Raw genomic sequence first — 248 nt, 5'->3', positions numbered from 1 at the left:
GTGGTTTGGATGGTGCCAAAGGAGATGCTGGTCCTGCTGGTCCTAAGGGAGAGCCCGGCAGTCCTGGTGAAAACGGAGCTCCTGGCCAGATGGGTCCCCGAGGTCTGCCCGGTGAGAGAGGTCGCCCTGGACCTCCTGGCACTGCTGGTGCTCGCGGTAACGATGGTGCTGTTGGTGCTGCTGGACCCCCTGGTCCCACCGGCCCCACTGGCCCTCCTGGCGTCCCTGGTGCAGTTGGTGCTAAGGGC

Annotated in this window: 1 protein-coding gene; it reads left to right on the top strand. The window is 65.7% G+C overall.

Features of this window, described 5'->3' with window-relative positions; genetic code table 11:
- Window positions 1-248 (top strand): collagen-like triple helix repeat-containing protein (locus H2O73_RS21340; RefSeq protein ID WP_182110828.1); only part of this gene is annotated, 248 nt, incomplete at both ends.

This window comes from Vibrio marinisediminis, from assembly GCF_014050145.1.
Lineage (GTDB): Bacteria > Pseudomonadota > Gammaproteobacteria > Enterobacterales > Vibrionaceae > Vibrio > Vibrio marinisediminis.
Note: the sequence above shows the minus strand (reverse complement) of the source record. Positions and strands in the feature narration are given on the sequence as shown.